Below are 18,955 nucleotides of genomic sequence, written 5' to 3' on the forward strand. Positions count from 1 at the left end.
AGTAACATGAAAAAAATATCAAAAATCGTATGCGTTTTAGCAGTGCTGCTACTGGGCGGGTCGTGCAAGAAGTACCTGGACGTTGCGCCTGATAACACCGGTACGCTGGAGTACGCTTTCCGCAACCGTAACGAAGCGGAGAACTACCTGTTTACCTGCTACGCAACTTTACAGCAGATGTATGATGCAACGGCAAACCCAGGTTTCGTTACCTCGGGAGAAATTGTGTATCCCAATAATTTAACCAAGCACCCGCTCGATGAAACAGGTTTTAGCCTGTTGCGCGGTACGCAAAACAGCAATAACCCCGGTCTTAATTGGTGGGATGGCGAAAACCACGGACAGGCTATCTTCCGTTCTATCCGCAGGTGCAATATCATGCTGGAGAATATAGATAAGCCGGTAGATTTGTCGATAGCCGAAGAGAAACGCTGGATAGCGGAGGTGAAATTCCTGAAAGCTTATTACCACTACTACCTGGCGCGTATGTACGGCCCAATACCGTTGGTAAAAACAAACCTGGACATCACCGCATCAACCGATGAGATAAAAGTAAAACGCGCCACTGTTGACGATACGTTCGCTTACATCGTAAGCTTGCTTGACGAAGCTGCACCAGATCTGCCTTCGATTATCGGCAATCAGGTTCAGGAGCTGGGCCGCATAACCAAGCCTATCGCGCTTTCTATAAAAGCCGAAGTATTGGCCACCGCCGCAAGCCCCTTGTATAATGGTAACCCCGATTACGTAAGTCTGAAGGATAAAGACGGCAACGCGCTTTTCCCGGCGGCTTATGATGCCAACAAATGGAAGCTTGCTGCCGATGCCGCCAAAGCCGCCATTACCGAGTGCGAAGCCGCTGGCATGCACCTGTACACTTTTATCCCTCCGGCAAACATTACCGTATTGCCCGATTCATTGCGCAAGGTACTGTCAATACAGAATGCCGTTACCGAGAAATGGGAATTGAACAGTGAGCTTATATGGGCCCTAAACCCAACCTTCCCTTTCCAGGGGTATGCAACGCCGCGTTTAACCAACAAATCGGTTATCAACATATTCAGTAACCCATCGTTGTTTGCAGTGCCTTTGGCAACGCAGGAGATGTTTTATAGCGATAAAGGCGTGCCGATTAACGAGGATAAAACCTTTGATTACGCAGGCCGCTATTCTATCAAAACAGGTGATGATGCAAGCCGTTTTTACATTGCAAAAGGCTACTCTACCGTTAAAGAACACTTTAACCGCGAGCCGCGCATGTACGCCAACCTTGGTTTTGATGGCGGCATATGGTTCGGCAACGGCAAGGTGAACCTCAGCGATATGTACCATGTAGAGGCGCGTGGTATAGAATCGTTTGCCGGCCCCAAGGATATCAACACGCTCAACATCACCGGCTACTGGCCAAAAAAACTGGTAAATTACCTATCAGTTTATGATGATGGTTTCCAGGAAATCAGCTACCGCTTGCCTTTAATGAGGCTATCGGGCCTATACCTGTTATACGCCGAAGCGCTGAACGAGCAAAGCGGCCCAACCGGCGAAGTGGCTACCTATATAGATAAGGTGCGCACCCGCGCAGGCTTACCGGGCGTAGTTACTGCATGGACAAGCTACTCTAACAACCCCGGCAAGGTGACTACCAAAGATGGCATGCGCCAGATCATTCACCAGGAACGCCGCATCGAGCTTTGTTTCGAGGCACAAAGCGGATGGGACCTGCGCCGTTGGAAAGAGATGCAGAACGTGCTGAGCCAGCCGATTCAAGGCTGGAATGTTTATGAGGCGCAGCCCGCCAACTACTACCAGCCGCATACCGTGTTCACTTCGGTATTCGGGGTGAGGAATTACCTGTGGCCGATAAAAGATCAGGATTTGATCGTAAACAGCAACCTCGTACAAAACTCATACTGGTAGGCTTTAAAAACAGAGGACATCTTAAAAGTATAGATATATGAAAAAGATAAACAGATTTTCCACGAGAACAACGCTATGGCTGGCATCGCTGGTGCTGGTATGTATCATAGGCTCTTGCAAAAAGAACGAGGGCTTCAATACCGAGCCGGTATCAACAGATAAAACAAAGCCGGGCGTTATAACCAATATAGCGGTTAAGAATTTCAACGGCGGCGCGTACATTACCTACGACCTGCCAAACTCGGATAATATCTTGTACGTGCTGGCTAAGTACAACATCAACGATAAAACCTCGCGCGAAACCAAATCGAGCTATTATACCGATACGGTTACCGTTGATGGTTTTGCCGCAGTGAAAGATTACGATGTTACACTTACAGTGGTAAGCCGTGCCAACGTATCATCAGACCCGGTTAAGGTAACGGTGCACCCAAATACACCGTTTTATAAACTGATAAAGCCTACCGTGACCATTGCGACAGACTTTGGCGGGGTACACATCAACGCCTTCAACCCAAACCGCAAAGAAGTAGGTGTGATTTTGGTAGCGCTTGATAAAACCACCGAGGCACTGGAGGTTGCAGATCAGCATTACACCAATACCGATACCATCAGTTACTCGGTACGTGGGTACCCTTCGGTGCCTACCAAGTTCGGCGTGTACGTAACGGATCAGTTCGGTAACCTGTCTGATACCACCATCGTAACGCTTACGCCGCTGTTCGAAACACAATTGGATAAATCCAAATTCTCGGTTTACCGCCAGTCGAGCGATAGCGAAATTGGTTACGGATGGGATCTGCCATACCTGTGGGATGGCAAAACCGATGGCTACTCTAACGGATGGCATACCCAACCGGGTACGGGCAAACCCATTCAAGGAACCTTCGGGATAGGCGTTACTACCCAGCTCAGCCGTATCAAAATATACGAGCGGCCGTTGGAGTATGCGTTCTTCCACGGTAACCCTAAAAACTTTACCATCTGGGGGTCCAACGCATCTTCTCCGGCCGATGTGGTATTGCCGCAATCGGCACCTGCCGGCACAGTGATAGGCGATTGGACAAACTTGAGCAATTTCCGCTATCCAAATCCGCCATCGGGCCTGCAGCCAGGCTTTACCAACGCTGCCGACGAGAAATTCGTGGAAGCAGGGGTAGACTTTGTGTTCCCAACCTCGGCGCCGCCGGTAAAATACCTGCGCATTTTGGTGCACGATACCTGGGGTAAAGGCGATGTTGCCCACTTAATGGAAGTCACCGTTTATGGTAAACCACAGTAACAGCTCAATTAAATAAGAAATCATGAAAAATCTTTTAAATATAAGCCTGTTCTCCTGTTTGCTGCTTGGCTTGCTTAGCTGTGGCAACAAGGATAAAGATTTTAAGAATTTCCTTAATAATAAGGAAGTAACTTACCCGGGTGTGGTTGCAAAAATACATGCCAAAAGCGGTAACCTGCGCGCCGCCCTGGTTTGGAACCCAAGCCCCGATCCAAGCATAACCAAGTACGTTATTTATTGGAACAACAAGGCCGACTCTGTAACCATCAACTCTACCAACCATAATACGGCCGATTCTATAACCGCTGTTATTCCGGGTTTGAACGAGTATATCTATTCGTTTACCGTCTACTCGTACGATGCAAAGGGCAATCGTTCTATCCCATTGGATATCAATAATGTAAAGGTTTACGGGCCAATCTACCAATCCGGTTTGCTCAACCGCACTATCGATGCGGCCAATCCTTTCACGGTGAGCGAGAACGGCAACATCAGGCTTAACTTCCTATCAAGGGATACCAGCGTTGTTAACGTAGGTACGGATATTAAGTACACCAATCGCGCCGGGGTAGAGGTAGTAAAACAACTAAAGCCGGATAGTTTAGGTATTACGCTTACTGACTACAAATCGGGCGCTCCTGTTCAGTTCCGCTCGGGTTACCTGCCGGTGAAAAATTCGATAGATACTTTTTACGTAAACACATACGGCACATTCCCTACTATTACCGGGATAGCACAGTGTAACAAAGCCTTGTTCCGCGAGAACCGCTTAAACGGCGATGCGGGCACTTATGATGGCCAAACCAGCGTAAGCAAATTGTGGGATGGCTCTAACGGTCCGCAAGGTTACCCTAACATATTCCACAGCGATGGCGACCACGGCATGCCGCACACCATCACCTTCGATATGGGCAAGGTTTACAAAAAATTGACTTCTATAGAGGAAATTGGCCGTAATTGCTGCAACAACCCTGATCAGTTCGAGATTTGGGGCATAGCAGATATCACCGATGCTGCAACAACTTTATCGCCGCGCGATGGCGGCTGGAGCGCCGAGATGATTTCCAAAGGCTGGACCTTGCTGAAAGACATTAAGAGGACTGATGATGGCATCAATGCTCAGAAATATGATTTCGGTACGGTGCCGCCGGTAAGGTACATCCGCGTACGCATTAAGCATGTAACCACCGGCGACGGCAATTACAGCAACATGAGCGAGATGACCTTCTGGAACGATGTATTGAACTAAACATTATCCGAGCCGATATGCACATCAATAAGCCATTCGTTTTTAAAAATGGATGGCTTATTGATTTTAAAGCCCTTAAATTCGTTGATGTATGGCTGCACTGCATCCGTAGGAGAAACAGCCTGTACGTACACACCTATGCTTAAATACTTTTACGTCCTCTTACTTTTATCAGGTCTTGTTTTGCAGTCAAGTGCGCAGCAAAAGCAAACCGCCAACCTTAAATGGAAAGGCTTCGAGCGCGTTAATTTTACCATTGACGGGCATCCTGCTTATTATGTAAAACCCAATAAACCACTGCCCGGAAACCCCTGGGCCTGGCGCTCTTCTTTCCCCGACTGGCATATTGATGCGGACAGCATTTTACTGAGCCGCGGCATGTACGTGGCCTATGTTGATGTAGATAACCAATATGGCAGTCCGCAAGCCATGCAGGTATGGGACAAATTTTATGCTTACCTGCAAAAAAATGCCGGTTTCAGTACCAAAGCAGCGCTGGAGGCAGTGAGTCGCGGCGGTCTTTATGCCTACGCCTGGGCAAAACGCAACCCTGATAAGGTGAGCTGTATTTATGGTGAAACACCGGTTTGTGACATCAAAAGCTGGCCGGGCGGTAAGGGTGCCGGCATGGGCGATACCACCTCCTGGAAACAATTTAAACAGGTATTTGGCTTTACCGAAGCGCAGGCCATGGCCTTTAAGGATAACCCTATCGATAATTTAGAGGGGTTGGCAGCTTTCCATGTGCCATTGCTGCACTACATCAGCAATGCAGATAAATTGGTGCCGGTTGCCGAGAACTCCAATATCCTCGTCAAAAACTATAATGCTTTAGGCGGCCAGGCTACGGAAGTGGTTATAGATAAGCAGCCGCAGGAGCTGTTTGGTCATCACTTCATCATCGAACATCCCGAGGCAATTGCTGATTTTTTGATGAGTAACTCGTACCCCGTAAAGCCAGTGTTGCCCTACAGTAATTATTTCAATAAGCGAAATGGCCTAAGCGATTTTTATTATGCTATTACCCAAAACCGGCCCGTAACAGTAGCTTTTTTGGGCGGATCCATAACGTTTAACCCAGGCTGGCGCGATAAAGTCAGTGCGTATTTAAAAGAGAGCTTCCCCAATACAAAATTCAGGTTTATCGCCGCAGGCATACCTTCGTTGGGTAGCTTGCCGCATGCCTTCCGCCTGAAGCGCGATGTGCTCGATTCGGGCAAGGTAGACCTGCTATTTATAGAAGCAGCCGTGAACGACCGTGTAAACGGCACCGATAGCATCACCCAGGTGCGCGATTTGGAAGGAATAGTACTGCAGGCCAAACGCGCAAACCCCGCGATAGACATCGTGATGATGTCCTTCGCTGATCCGGATAAGAGTCGCGATTATGCATCGGGTAGGATACCTGTAGAGGTTGCCAACCACGAGTTGGTGGCACTACACTACGGCTTGCCATCCATCAATATCGCCAAAGAAGTTTACGATAAGGTACAGAATAAGGAATTTGATTGGGACAAGGATTTTAAGGACCTGCACCCCGCGCCCTTTGGACAGGAGCTTTACTTCGCCAATATAAAGGCCTTGCTACAGGCTTGCAACAACGTACTCCTTATAGCAAAGCGCGGTCAAAAAGTTCTTAACTCCGCCAGTTTCATGAACGGCGATTACTACAGCATCAACAATGCAAAGCACGACGCGAATTGGAGCATCAACCCTAATTGGACACCCACGGATGGGCTGGGCACGCGCCCGGGTTTCGTGAATGTGCCGGTGCTTTCGGCAGACAAGCCCGGGGCAGAATTAACACTGAACTTTATCGGTAGGGCGATAGGCATGGCTATCGTATCCGGCGGGGATGCGGGCGTTGTTTCTTACACTATCGATGGTAAAGCTTATAAACCCATCAACCTGTACACGCAATGGAGCGGCTTTTTACATCTGCCCTGGTATATGCTGTTCGATGGTAACCTGAAGCCGGGTAAGCATGTATTGAAGATGAAGATTGCCGACACGCACGCTGCAGCCAGCAAGGGCTATGCCTGCCGAATCGTAAACTTCCTAAGGAGCGAATAATCCATGCTTTTTAGGATTTTATCCATTTTTTAGCAGTGGATAAGGTTTTATTTTTAATGCAACCAATCAAATTGAACAAATACGCAAAATGGCGCGGCTTGTTGGCTGTGCCAATCGTCGCCCCCTTTGGGCAATAAACCAAATAGAATGAAAAGACACGGTTACCTGTTTATTATTTTCTCCTTATCCGCTACGATCAGCGCTTTTGCGCAAAGCAAGCCGCTAAAACTTTGGTACGATAAACCCGGTAGCCGCTGGGAAGAAACCCTGCCTTTGGGTAACGGTCGGTTGGGTATGATGCCCGACGGCGGCACTAACGAAGACAACATTACCCTCAACGATATTACCCTGTGGAGCGGTGCACCACAGGATGCCAATAATTACGAGGCCTATAAAAGCCTGCCTGAGATACGCCGCCTGCTTGCCGAAGGCAAGAATGATGAGGCACAAGCGCTGGTCGACAAGAATTTCATCTGCAAAGGCATAGGCTCGGGCGGGGTGCCTTTCGGCTGTTACCAAACTTTGGGCAGCCTGCAGCTTAAATTCAATTATGCCGATGCGAATGCCGCCGTCACTAATTATAAACGCGAACTATCGTTGGATAACGCCGTAGCATCAGCCACTTTCCAGCGGGGTGGAGTTACTTACAAGCGCGAGTATTTTACCAGTTTCGGCAGTGATGTAAGCATTATTAAGCTATCTGCCGATAAGCCGGGGCAACTGAATTTCAGCATAGCCCTTTCGCGGCCCGAACGCGCTACCACCATCGAAAACAAAGGCTGCCTGGAAATGACCGGCCAATTGGCCAGTGGCACCAGCGCGGGCGGTATGCAATACCTGGCCAAAGTAAAGACCCAACTAACCGGCGGCAGCCTAAGCCACGATGGCAATATGTTGGTAGTAAAGAATGCTACAGAAGTTATCATCTACCTGTCCGCAGGTACCGATTTCCGGGGAGCGGATTACAAAACGAATGTTGATGCTAAACTTGCCGCCGCGCTGAAAAACAGCTACGCCGCCGAAAAAGCTGCCCACATTGCGCAGTACCAAAAGCTGTTCAAAAGGGTGTCGGTAGATTTAGGCGTCAGTACCGCTCCCGATGAAACAACTGATAAAAGGCTACTCAGCTTTCACCAAAACCCCAATGCCGATAAAGGCCTGCCTGTACTTTTTTACCAATTCGGCCGCTATTTGAGTATCTGCAGTACCAGGGTAGGCTTGTTGCCGCCAAATTTGCAGGGGCTGTGGGCCAACCAGATACAAACGCCATGGAACGGCGATTACCACCTGGACGTAAACATACAGATGAACCAGTGGCCGGTAGAGGTATCTAATCTTTCGGAATTGAATCTGCCGCTTGCCCAGTTGGTAAAAGGCATGGTAGAACCCGGCAAGCGCACCGCCAAAGCTTATTACAATGCCGATGGTTGGGTGGCGCACGTAATAACCAATGTTTGGGGTTTTACCGAGCCGGGCGAAAGCGCCTCATGGGGCGTAACCAAAGCAGGCTCCGGTTGGCTGTGCAACAACCTTTGGGACCACTACGCCTTCTCGGAAGATAAAAAATACCTGGCCGATATTTACCCCATACTGAAAGGCTCAGCACAATTTTACAGCAGCATGTTGGTTAAGGACGAGAAAACCGGCTGGCTGGTTACCTCGCCGTCTTCATCGCCCGAGAATACTTTTTACCTGCCCAACGGCAAAACGGCCAGCATCTGCGTTGCGCCCACCATCGATAACCAAATTATTCGCGAGCTTTTCGGCAACGTGATTACGGCATCCAAACTATTGGGTAAGGATGCCGATTTCGCCAAAACGCTGGCAGCTAAATTGAAGCTGCTGCCACCCGCAGGGCAAATAGGCAAAGACGGCAGCCTGATGGAATGGCTGGAAGATTACAAGCAAACTGATCTGCAGCACAGGCACGTTTCGCACCTGTATGGTTTATACCCGGCATCGCTCATTACGCCCGAGGGTACCCCGGAGTGGGCAGCAGCCTGCAGGAAAACCTTAGAGGTCAGGGGCGACGACGGGCCGAGCTGGTCTATCGCATATAAATTATTATTCTGGGCGCGCCTGCACGATGGCAATCGCGCCTATAAACTCTTTACCGAAATTATGAAACCTACTACCCGCACCGATATCAACTACGGCGCGGGCGGGGGAATCTATCCAAACTTATTATCGGCGGGACCGCCTTTCCAGATTGATGGCAACTTTGGCACCACGGCGGGTATAGCAGAAATGCTGATACAAAGCCACGCGGGTTTTATAGAACTGCTGCCGGCGGTACCCGATAGCTGGAAAGCATCGGGCCAGGTTAAGGGTGTGAAAGCCAGGGGAAATTATACGGTAAATTTTAGTTGGTTGAATGGGAAGGTGGTTAGCTATAAGATAATCTCTTCCCTCCCCCGGAAAGTGAAAGTGAAGATAAACGGGCAGGTGAAATTGGTAAGAACAGTAAAAGCCTAAACTCCATATATCATATGCCCAAACGCAATATCCGTTATTTGCTCTGCATCCTATTCGCCCTGGTTTTCATATTCCCGGCTGCGGCGAAGACGCCTGCTATGTTGACTATACCTTTCGGCAAAGCGGGTTTCATCCACTATGACCTGCGCAACGGTACCTATAGAGTATCACAAAACGGTAGGGAGGTTTTCCAGGGCATCTACGCTTCGGCAACGGTAAACGGCGATACCCTCAGCACCAAAAACTACCAGATACGCAAGCATTACAGGATAACGATTACCGATGGCTTCGGCAAGGGCACAAAAAATATCATCGTGCTAAGTGCCACGGGTAAGCCGCTGATGAAGCAGGTATTCTATACTTATCCCGGTCGCGAGTATTTTCTGACCGAATTATCCTTCAGCGGCGATAAGCTGACGACGAATAGCATGCAGCCCGTAGCAGGCGAATTTAAGGCCATTGCCTGGCAGGATGTGCGCAACCTTTTCGTGCCATTCGATAACGATACCTTCATCAGTTACGATGCCAGGCCCTTCGCCCAGGGTTTCAAGGGTATGAGTGCCGAAGTAGGGGCGGTGTACGCCAACGATAGCCGCGCGGGCATTATTGCCGGTTCGGTAGAGCACGAAGTATGGAAAACCGGGGTAGAAACGCAGGCGGGTACATCGGCAAACCAGATACGGGTTTGGGCTGGTTATACTGCCGAAGCTGTTACCCGCGATAAAATTGCCCATGGTGCTATCAGGGGCAATACGGTACGTTCGCCCAGGATATTTGTGGGCGGCTTTGCCGATTGGCGCATCGGGATGGAAGAATATGGCAAGGCCAACCGCATTGCCGAGCCGCCATTCATCTTCAACTGGACTAAACCTACACCCCTGGGCTGGAACAGCTGGGGCGTGATACAGGAACACATCAGCTTTGAAAAAACCGTAAAAGTGGCGAATTTTTTTGCCGATAGTATCCCCGCGTTCCGCACGGGGAACACAGCCTATATCGACCTGGATTCGTATTGGGATATGATGATATCACATGGCGATTACAGCAAACTGAAAGAACTTGCCGATTACTGCAAAAGCAAGGGCCTGGAGCCCGGCGTATATTGGGCACCTTTTACCGATTGGGGCCACGGCGGTGGTCCGGACAGGATTGCCGACGGAGGTAATTACAAATTCGGGGATATGTGGACCAAAACCGGCGGCGGCTATCACGATATAGACGGCGCCCGTGCCCTCGACCCAACACACCCGGGTACAAAAGCACGCATCGCCTATGTTATTGGCAAGCTTAAAGCCTGTGGTTTTACGATGATAAAAATAGATTTTTTAGGCCACGGCGCAGTAGAGAGCGAACATTTTTACGACCCCAAGGTAACCACCGGCATGCAGGCCTACAAAGCCGGCATGGAATACCTTAACCAGCAACTGGGCAGCCAGATGCTGGTTTACGCCGCCATATCGCCAAGCCTGGCAACTGGGCGATACACCCACATGCGCCGCATTGCCTGCGATGCCTTCAAAAGCATCGAAAATACGCAATACACCCTCAACAGCGTAAGCTATGGCTGGTGGCAAACCTATCTGTACAACTACATAGATGCCGACCACGTAGTGTTCAATGATGAAAAGGAGGGAGCCAATCGCGCGCGCCTGCTATCGGCATTGGTAACCGGCACCTGGATAAGCGGCGACGACCTATCCACAACCGGGCAATGGACCGAGCGCATCAAAAAATACTATCAGAATAGCGATTTGCTGCAACTGGTTAAGAACGGCAAGGCCTTTCGCCCGGTAGAGGGGAACATGGGTACGGGCGCATGCGAAGTGTTTGTAAAGCAACTTGGCAAAACATTTTACCTGGCGGTTTTCAACTACGGCAAGCAGTCAAAAACCTACGCCTTGTCGCCTCAACGGCTGGGCTTGGATGTATCTAAAATAGCCTCCGTGAAAGAAATATTGCAGGATAACGCTATTACGCATGGTAACGGCATCAACCTGAAACTGGGTGCAGAAGATGCCGCTTTGTATCAAATTACGCTGAAATAGACCATCGTTCTTACCGCTTTTATGCCCATTATCCCGGCAAGTGTTCCACTTTGAATGTGGAACACTATTTTTTAAATGTTTGTTGATTATCAAATAGTTGCAGTTTTTTGCGGAACACTTTGGGACACCCCTGTGCTTTAGGTAAAATACGCAACATTCTTATTGTTAATAAGTTAAATAAATGCTACAAGAATAAGTGGAACACTTTTTCAATGGAATTGGAACACCTTTAGGGCATAATCCGGCTATGGGTTTACACTAAACCATTTCAGAACTAGTAAAATAAAGCCAGCATATCTCTGCGACGTCCGAGCCATCTCAACCACCGCTGTGTTTAAATTCAAACAAGAAAAGAATTAGAGCCAAAAATTGCAAAACCCTCTCCTTCTAAAAAAGAACCTGCAAACAATTTCCTTTAATAAGTAAATATAAAGTGGTTATCTTGTGATCGAATATTGATAACCTTACCGCAGATAAAAGTGATAGAAAAAGAGAGTACCATTCGCATCATAAAACCTTATTTTATAAAGTTGATAGTTATGTTCCTGTTGCTCTTTGCGGGCAGCAGGGCGATGGCCCAGCAGAACATGTTCAGCTATAACCAATATGCAGATAACCTTATGCCGGTAAACCCGGCTTACTCACTGCTTGATAAGGCCAACAGCCTCAACGTGCTGGGCCGCAGGCAGCTGATAGGGCTGGAGGGCGCGCCGAGCAGCCTTTTGATAAGCGGCAGCTTTGCGCTGGAGCAGATGGGGGCAGCGGCAGGGTTCTTCGTGGTGAACGATAAGTTCGCGGTAGAGAACCAAACGGAGGTGAACGCCTTCTTCGCCAAATCGGTACAGTTGAGTGGCGGCAGCTACCTTTCGGTGTCATTGAATGCGGGCATCCGTAGCTATGTGGCCAATTACTCCACGCTGGATGCCAGCGACCCATTGTTTAGCCAGGATGTGCGGGAGACGAAGCCCAACATCGGCTTCGGGGTGATGTTCTACGGCGATAATTACTACGTGGGGCTTTCGGTGCCGGAGCTAAGCTTCCGCAACCTGGGGAACGCATCGGTACAGCAGGCCAATTACCTGCGCAGCCACTACTACTTCAGCGGCGGCTTCATCACCAAGCTGAACGAGGACGTGCAGCTGAAGCCTGCGGCGCTGGTATCGTACCTGCAGGGCTCGCCGGTGGTGGCCGATTTTTCGGGCACTTTCTACCTCAAAGAGCAGCTGGGCCTTGGGGTAAATTACCGCACCAACAAGCAGGTGGCGGGCATCATCTCGGTAAATGCCAACAGCTTTAAAGTTGGCTACAGTTACCAGTTCAATACATCATCTACCAACCTGGGGGGCTTCAACAATGCCACCCACGAGGTAAGCATCAGCTACCGCTGGGGTAGCGATCTGCAGAGGAAACTTTTGTAAGTATTGTCAAAACTTTAAAGAAGAGAGTCTGTATCATAAATAAAACCCAGGGTTAAACAACAACCAACTAAATTTGGTCAAGATAGGCTTTGTGCCCTTTGCGCTAAACTATATGCCAATCTTTGCGGACTTTGTGGTTAAAATGTTACCACAAGTCCACAAAGGGAGAAACACAAAGAACACAAAGCCAAATTTGATTTTGAGTAGATACCTAAAATGTATTTATGATACAGCCTCTTTTGTGTGTATAATCACCAAATTTGATGCAGCCGATGAGCCTTCATCCATATTAATCAGCTAATTTTATCGGCCAGCAAAATGGCAATGGCTTCCTTGCCGCAGTTTACGTGCAGCTTGCGATAAGTGTTGCGCAGGTGCGATCGGGCGGTATCGTAGGCAATGCACATCTCATGTGCTATCAGTTTTACGCTGTAGCCTTTGGTAAGCAGTTGCAGTATTTCGGCCTCGCGGTTGGTTAGGTCGTACTTAAGCTGTGGGCTACTGCTGGATGCGGGTTTTTGCATTTTAAAGGAGTTGATTACCTTTTTAGCAATCAGCGGCGACATGGGCGCACCGCCATTCAGCACATCTTTAATAGCATCGAAAAACTTCTCGGGAGATATTTTTTTGAGGATATAACCATCGGCCCCGGCGCAAATGCTTCTGAACAGCCGTTCGTCATCTTCAAACTGGGTGTACATGATAATGATGGTTTCGGGGCGTACCTCTTTTATTTCGCCTACGGCGGTAATGCCATCTTTGCCGGGCATGTCAATGTCCATAATAACCAGGTCGGGCTGGGTGAGGTTTATCTGTGTCAAGGCATCGTTTACGTTGTTATAATCGCCTACTACGTTATAATTCTGTGAGTTTAAAAGATATACCAGCGAGTTGCGCAGGGCCTCATTATCTTCAAATATCACCAGTTTCTGTTCCATATTCTTTTAGGTTATACCCTTTGGAAACGCTTTACGCCCCAGGGTTTGTTTTTTTTGGTTATCGGGATGGTGACGCTCACCAGCGTGCCATTATCTGATTGCATCGTCAGTTTGCCGCCCCATTTTTCTATACGGGTTTTAATGTTCTGCAGGCCGTTGCGGCCCTTGCTTTTTACCGCATCCGGGTCGAAACCCCTGCCATCATCTTTGATGGTTATCTGCATCTGCCCCTTATCGGCCTTAAGCGATATAGTCACGTTTTTGGCGGCAGCATGCTTGCGGATATTGTTCAGTATTTCTTTATACATCAAAAATACGTCGCGCTGCTTTTCGTGCGAGAGGGTGTTATCGGCAAATTTCTCGTCCATATCCAGTCGGTATTCGATGTCATGGTCGTCGAATATATCTCCGGCGTAGCGCATCATGCGCACCTGCAGCGTGCTATAGTCGTCGGGTTTGGTTTTCATATTCCATACGATCTCGTCGAGTGCCTCGGTAGAGGCCAGCAACTCTTCCCGTATATCTATGATGAAATCCTTCTCGCTCTTCGGCCCGGTAATGGGCTGGCGGAAAAGCTCGGTAAGGAACTGGATATTAGTAAGCCGCGAGCCGATATCATCGTGAAGGTCGCGTGCAATGGCTATGCGCATCTCGTCCATTTCTATGATGCCCTTCGCCTTTTGAATAGTGCCGTTGCGGTAAGCCGCTATGGCGATGATGAGCAGGAGCAGGCCACCCACCACGATGTATGCATATCGCAGCGTGGTTTGCTTTTCCAGGTTTGTTTTGTTTATCTTTTGGTCTTTCTTCAGCAGGGCAATTTCCTGTTCCTTGCGCTGGATGTTGAAATTTTCTTCCAGTTTTTTTATCTGAAGGGTAAGTTCGTTGTTTTGGATGGCATCTATGGCTGCGTGGTATCTCTCATTATAGGCCAGCGCCTTTTCAAAATCTTTTTCGTCTGCATAAAATTTGGCCAGGTATTTATAATTATCAACCTCCTGTTGTTTATCCCCCCTTTTTATCGATGTGTTTACAGCCGTAAGCAGCTTCTCTTCCGATTGCTTTTTTGCCTTTGTGCCGGCCTGCAAGTAGTTTATTTTGGTATCAATAATGGTGGCGGCAGCGGTATCGCCCATTTTTGCAGCTAATACCTTTGCTTTGGTAAGCCAGGCAATGGCATCCTGTGGCTTGTTCATTTCGCCGTAGGTGTTGCCAATTTCTGTGAGGGTGGTTACCTGCTCGGCAGTCAAATTCATGTCTTTTAATACTTGCAGGGCTATATTAAACTGTACAAGTGCGTCTTCATATCGTTTTAATCCCCTGTATATAATGGCCAGCCCAATACTGGCCGACGATGCCCCGCGTTTATCGTTTATTGTTTTTTTGAGGGCTTGCGCTTGTAAGGCATAGGGGAGCGCCTGGCCATACAGTTGCAGCTTGGTAAAATCTTCGGCCAGGGCCTGGTAGGAAAACGATACGCCCTTTTGGCTATTAACTTGTAAAAAAAGCTTCAAGGCCTTCAGGTGGTAGGCCAGTGCTTTTTTATAGTCGGCAAGGTTTACATAAGTATTGCCAACATTAAGTGATTGCCCGGCGATGCCTTCAAGGTCCGAGGGTTCCTGCCCCAATTTTTTACTCAATTCCAGTGCGCTTAAAAAATTAGGTTGGGCCTTATTATAATTGCCTTCCATTTTATAGAGCAAGCCCGCCGAACTATAATAATTCATTTTTGCCCTGATATCATTTTTAGAGCCCGAATTGGCATTGTCTGCTATCTCTTTTGCTTTACTTAAATAATATTCGGCACTGTCTCGCAACCCTGTACCATAATAGATAGTAACCAGTTGTGCGTACGATGCGCTAAGGCTACGCGGGCTGTTTACTTTAGTACCCAGCCTGATAGCATTAAAGAGGTGATACTTCGCCTGGTTCATATCGTACCGGGTAAGTTGCGAGGCCAATCGGTTCAGGCTGATGCATTCAGTTTCATCGCCCTTGTGCAATGCGATGATTTTCTTTAGGCTATCAATGGCCGGGTTTTGTGCTTGCAGCCTAAGCGTTACTATAAACAGCAGTAAAATTAAGGCGTAAAAACGTCGCATTCGGTGTAGGTTTTATAAAAGCATATACTTTCACCTAAAGTAACAAAATATAATGTTTTAGCCCCGCAGATTTCATTGGTGATTATTCACTAAAACCCTTACTAATATTCTGCGTTTTAAGCCGCCTCAAAGCAAGCAAAAAAGCCGTGATTAAAATATCACCTTTTAGGGTGATACGAATGCTTTGGAAGCAGCCACTATCGCGATGGCTAAGCCTGGTATCACCCTAAAAGACGATTTTTCACCAGCGTACGCACAGGTATCTTTGTGCAAATTATAGCCGTAAGCAGTAGCTTTAAATGTTGAGGAGATTAGCATACGGTGATACACAATACTTAACACCTTAAAATCACACCTATGATAAAGTACCTACGCCGCAAACTGGAGGAATTACTTCTCTTTCTGTTAAACAAGTTTAGCTGCAAATTTGCCCTTATATGTTTCTTGAATTTAACATTGGGGCTAACGGCCTTTGCACAGCAACCCGTGGTAGCCAGCCGCCCCCGCATATTTTTAGATGCGCCCACCAAAGCGGCCCTGTTTGCCAAGAAGAACAGCAACAGCGCCGACTGGACCAACCTTTTAGCCGCTGCAAATAAATATTTACCACATACTGTTATAGCGTGGAACCCGGCTAACGCAGGGAGCTCGGCTTACTACAATACCGGCGATGTGTTTTATTCCTATTGCGGGAGTAACTGGGAAGAAGCAGCCCTTATTTTGGGTATGGCGCACCAACTCACCAAAACCAATAATGCAGGTGCAAATGCCACCGCGTACTCTAACAAAATGTTGGCACTGGCAGATGTGATTATAAAAGGCTATGCCGATTACCCGCCAAATACCACTTATCAGCCAAATATATTTCAATACAATAGTTCTTATGCCACACGCCATGTGGGTAAAACCATAGCCGTTATCTACGATTGGTGTTATGATGAACTGGGCGCTGCCCGCAAAGCTGCCCTGCTGAACGTAATGAAGGATTGGTTCACGTTTATGAGCGCCAAACCTTACGTACTGAACCAGCTGCAGGATGACCCAACCGGGAACTACTTTATTGGGCACCTGATATGTGCCGGCTATATGGGCTATGCCATTGGCAGCGATGACCCGATGTCGCAAAAGATGATTGATTTTGCCCGTCAGCGTGCTATAGGTACACCGGGTAGCTTAAACCCGAATACCACAACATCTGCAGAGACTGCACTCAATTATTTTACGCAATCAGTTAAAGGCGGCTTACCATCGGGTGCGTCAAAATCATACCTCGGCCCCAAAACTATCCTGGCAGCCCCGCAAAGAGATGGGATACCGGTACAGGGCTGGAGCTATGGAGGTGCCTCAACCAGTTTCCTGATAGATTACTATTACCTGGTAAAAAGCTGTACCGGGGAAGACCTGATGCAAACAGACGCCAGCTTTAAAACATTCATGACCAAAACGGCAGAGGCTTTGGTACACGCTTATACGCCCAGCAACTTTCAGTACGATAACGCTAATGATAACGGCTCTTTTTTGGGTTGTGTATCGTCCTATGGCTTGCCGTTGCGTTTATCTGCTATATTAGAGGGCACGCCACAGGGGCCAAACATAGAATACTTTTATAAAACTGCGCTTAAGCCGGTAAACTTGTTGATTTACAGTGTTGGATACCTCGAAACAACCTGGGAGAAAATGCTTTACAGCAAAACACGCGCCTCTGCGGCTTATAATTACAAGCCTTATTACCCTATTCCAACCGTTAATACTTATAACGCCGTGCCGGTTAACACAGATCTTAATAAGTTTTACATGCGTTCTGACTGGACGACTGGAGCAACCTGGGCGGCGCTGGAGATGGGGGTAGCCGCATACGATCAGCATAACCATAACAATGCAGGCCACTTTAAAATTGTACGCGGCGACGGCCATGATGGGGATGATCTGCTATTAGTAGGTGCTAATGAGGTGCCTGCAAGCGGCGGAAACGGAATTAGTGGGTCTACAAACTACTCTTATTGGAGCAGCCAAAGCAATACATTATTCATAAACGATGGCACGGATTACGACCCACCATACCCTGATCCGTCACATACCGTTGGCGGCCAAACTTCATTTGGATATGATGAGCCAACTCACCAGGAGCAAAACGATCAATTCTCGTACTTCCGATCGGACCTTACCAGCGCGTACTACATAAGCTATTATAATCCCGACACCAGCAAGCGGTCCGTCCGGTATTTTTACCGCTCTTTTTTGTACCTGCGTAACTCCAACGTATTTGTAACTTATGATAATTTCCAGGCAAAGAACAGCACCAACGCTGCAGGGCAATACAAAAAACATTTACGCTGGCACTTTTTAAATCAGCCGGTGGTAAACGGTAATAACGTTACCGCTACTTTGGATAATTCAAAATTATTCATACATACGGTTATCCCTGCCGTGGTAAACGTGGCTGCTGTAGACGAAAGCAATAACCCCGATAACGTTTATGGAAGCGGCGTTAATTATGCATTTAACACCAATACCTGGCGCGCCGAAGTAAGCGTGCCCAACAACCCGCTTAAGCAGGATATCGTAACCGTAATGCAACCCGGCGCCAAAACCGCTACAGAAATGGTAACCACGGCCATTGCTACCACGCAAAACAACATGGAAGGAAGCCTGATAACCGTAAACGGCAATACCGAAGTAGTACTGTTTAACACCAGTATTGCCAAATACCCGGCACCGGTTTCGGTAGCATCGTATGCTTATACCGGCCCCGTTGCGGGCACTCACACGCTTTGCGGGTTAGATCCTAACCAAAAATATGCTTTAACTTATAACGGCGCAACGGTTACGGTAACCAAGTCTGCAGCAGGTACCGTAACGGCATCTCCGTCGGGCGTGCTTAGTTTTACCTTGCAGGCCGCTGCAACCCCTACAGACTTGGCTAACCTTGTACCCGGGAGCGGTACATTAAGCCCGGCGTTTAGCAATGATGTTTTATCCTATACGATTTCTGTTGAAAATACAATAAGCAGTATTACACTTACGCCAACGGCCAGCAATGTTGCAGCGGTTATAAAAGTAAACGGCGCAACAGTGGCCAGCGGTGCGGCATCGGCCCCTATCGCTTTATCCACCGGCGACAATACCGTTACGGTGGCAGTGACGCCGTCAGCAGGAGGTAGCACTAAAACGTATACGATTGTGGTAACCCGTGCGCTATCGGGCAATGCGAATGTATCGTTAAAAGTTTCAGGGGCAAACCTCACGGGCACCACAGGTAGCGGCAATGAAAATTACAAGACTTCTGTGTCAAACACAGCGACAAGCGTAGTGCTTACGCCAACAGCAGAAGATGTACATGCCACCCTCAAGGTAAACGGCAACATAGCAGCCAGCGGCACACCAATAACGATTGCCCTTAGCGGGGTATCAACGTTAATTGCTGTACAGGCAACGGCGGAGGATGGCGTTACCACG

10 protein-coding genes are annotated in these 18,955 nt (G+C 48.2%); 8 read left to right on the forward strand and 2 right to left on the reverse strand.

Annotation, left to right across the window (positions count from 1 at the left end; genetic code table 11):
• The first annotated feature begins 6 nt into the window (after positions 1-6).
• The 7 genes from AC1DXC_RS26240 to AC1DXC_RS26270 all read left to right on the forward strand — a co-directional run bounded on the left by AC1DXC_RS26240 (position 7) and on the right by AC1DXC_RS26270 (position 12,459).
• Complete coding sequence (locus AC1DXC_RS26240) at positions 7-1,917, forward strand: RagB/SusD family nutrient uptake outer membrane protein (protein ID WP_477462145.1); 1,911 nt, start codon at positions 7-9, stop codon at positions 1,915-1,917.
• Positions 1,918-1,954: 37 nt separating this feature from the next.
• A complete protein-coding gene (locus AC1DXC_RS26245; RefSeq protein WP_477462146.1) occupies positions 1,955-3,199 on the forward strand; it encodes a DUF5000 domain-containing lipoprotein in 1,245 nt (414 codons plus the stop codon).
• 22 nt (positions 3,200-3,221) lie between these two features.
• Entirely contained in the window at positions 3,222-4,448 is a 1,227-nt protein-coding gene (locus AC1DXC_RS26250; RefSeq protein WP_477462147.1) for a DUF4998 domain-containing protein, read from the forward strand.
• Positions 4,449-4,586: 138 nt separating this feature from the next.
• Positions 4,587-6,521: an SGNH/GDSL hydrolase family protein gene (locus AC1DXC_RS26255; RefSeq protein ID WP_477462148.1), complete on the forward strand. Its 1,935-nt coding sequence runs from the start codon at positions 4,587-4,589 to the stop codon at positions 6,519-6,521.
• 147 nt (positions 6,522-6,668) lie between these two features.
• A complete protein-coding gene (locus AC1DXC_RS26260) occupies positions 6,669-8,996 on the forward strand; it encodes a glycoside hydrolase family 95 protein (protein ID WP_477462149.1) in 2,328 nt (775 codons plus the stop codon).
• 14 nt (positions 8,997-9,010) lie between these two features.
• Entirely contained in the window at positions 9,011-11,041 is a 2,031-nt protein-coding gene (locus AC1DXC_RS26265) for an alpha-amylase family protein (RefSeq protein WP_477462150.1), read from the forward strand.
• Between the two features lie 455 nt (positions 11,042-11,496).
• Positions 11,497-12,459, forward strand: a complete 963-nt coding sequence (locus AC1DXC_RS26270) for a PorP/SprF family type IX secretion system membrane protein (RefSeq protein WP_477462151.1) — start codon at positions 11,497-11,499, stop codon at positions 12,457-12,459.
• A gap of 293 nt (positions 12,460-12,752) precedes the next feature.
• Here AC1DXC_RS26270 and AC1DXC_RS26275 read toward each other — a convergent pair whose 3' ends face one another.
• Positions 12,753-13,397, reverse strand: a complete 645-nt coding sequence (locus AC1DXC_RS26275; protein ID WP_477462152.1) for a response regulator — start codon at positions 13,395-13,397, stop codon at positions 12,753-12,755.
• Between the two features lie 11 nt (positions 13,398-13,408).
• On the reverse strand, positions 13,409-15,499 hold the full coding sequence (locus AC1DXC_RS26280; RefSeq protein ID WP_477462153.1) for a tetratricopeptide repeat-containing sensor histidine kinase: 2,091 nt from the start codon (positions 15,497-15,499) through the stop codon (positions 13,409-13,411).
• A 357-nt stretch (positions 15,500-15,856) separates the two neighbouring features.
• Between AC1DXC_RS26280 and AC1DXC_RS26285 the strand changes: the two genes are divergently transcribed.
• A partial coding sequence (locus tag AC1DXC_RS26285; RefSeq protein WP_477462154.1) for a cadherin-like beta sandwich domain-containing protein occupies positions 15,857-18,955 on the forward strand: 3,099 nt, incomplete at its 3' end.

It is taken from the genome of Mucilaginibacter sp. P2_D11 (assembly GCF_056404435.1).

Coding starts and splice junctions, on each gene's coding strand:
- AC1DXC_RS26240 (WP_477462145.1), top strand. CDS start 7: ATGAAAAAAATATCAAAAATCGTATGCGTTTTAGCAGTGCTGCTACTG.
- AC1DXC_RS26255 (WP_477462148.1), top strand. CDS start 4,587: ATGCTTAAATACTTTTACGTCCTCTTACTTTTATCAGGTCTTGTTTTG.
- AC1DXC_RS26245 (WP_477462146.1), top strand. CDS start 1,955: ATGAAAAAGATAAACAGATTTTCCACGAGAACAACGCTATGGCTGGCA.
- AC1DXC_RS26250 (WP_477462147.1), top strand. CDS start 3,222: ATGAAAAATCTTTTAAATATAAGCCTGTTCTCCTGTTTGCTGCTTGGC.
- AC1DXC_RS26260 (WP_477462149.1), top strand. CDS start 6,669: ATGAAAAGACACGGTTACCTGTTTATTATTTTCTCCTTATCCGCTACG.
- AC1DXC_RS26275 (WP_477462152.1), bottom strand. CDS start 13,397: ATGGAACAGAAACTGGTGATATTTGAAGATAATGAGGCCCTGCGCAAC.
- AC1DXC_RS26265 (WP_477462150.1), top strand. CDS start 9,011: ATGCCCAAACGCAATATCCGTTATTTGCTCTGCATCCTATTCGCCCTG.
- AC1DXC_RS26280 (WP_477462153.1), bottom strand. CDS start 15,499: ATGCGACGTTTTTACGCCTTAATTTTACTGCTGTTTATAGTAACGCTT.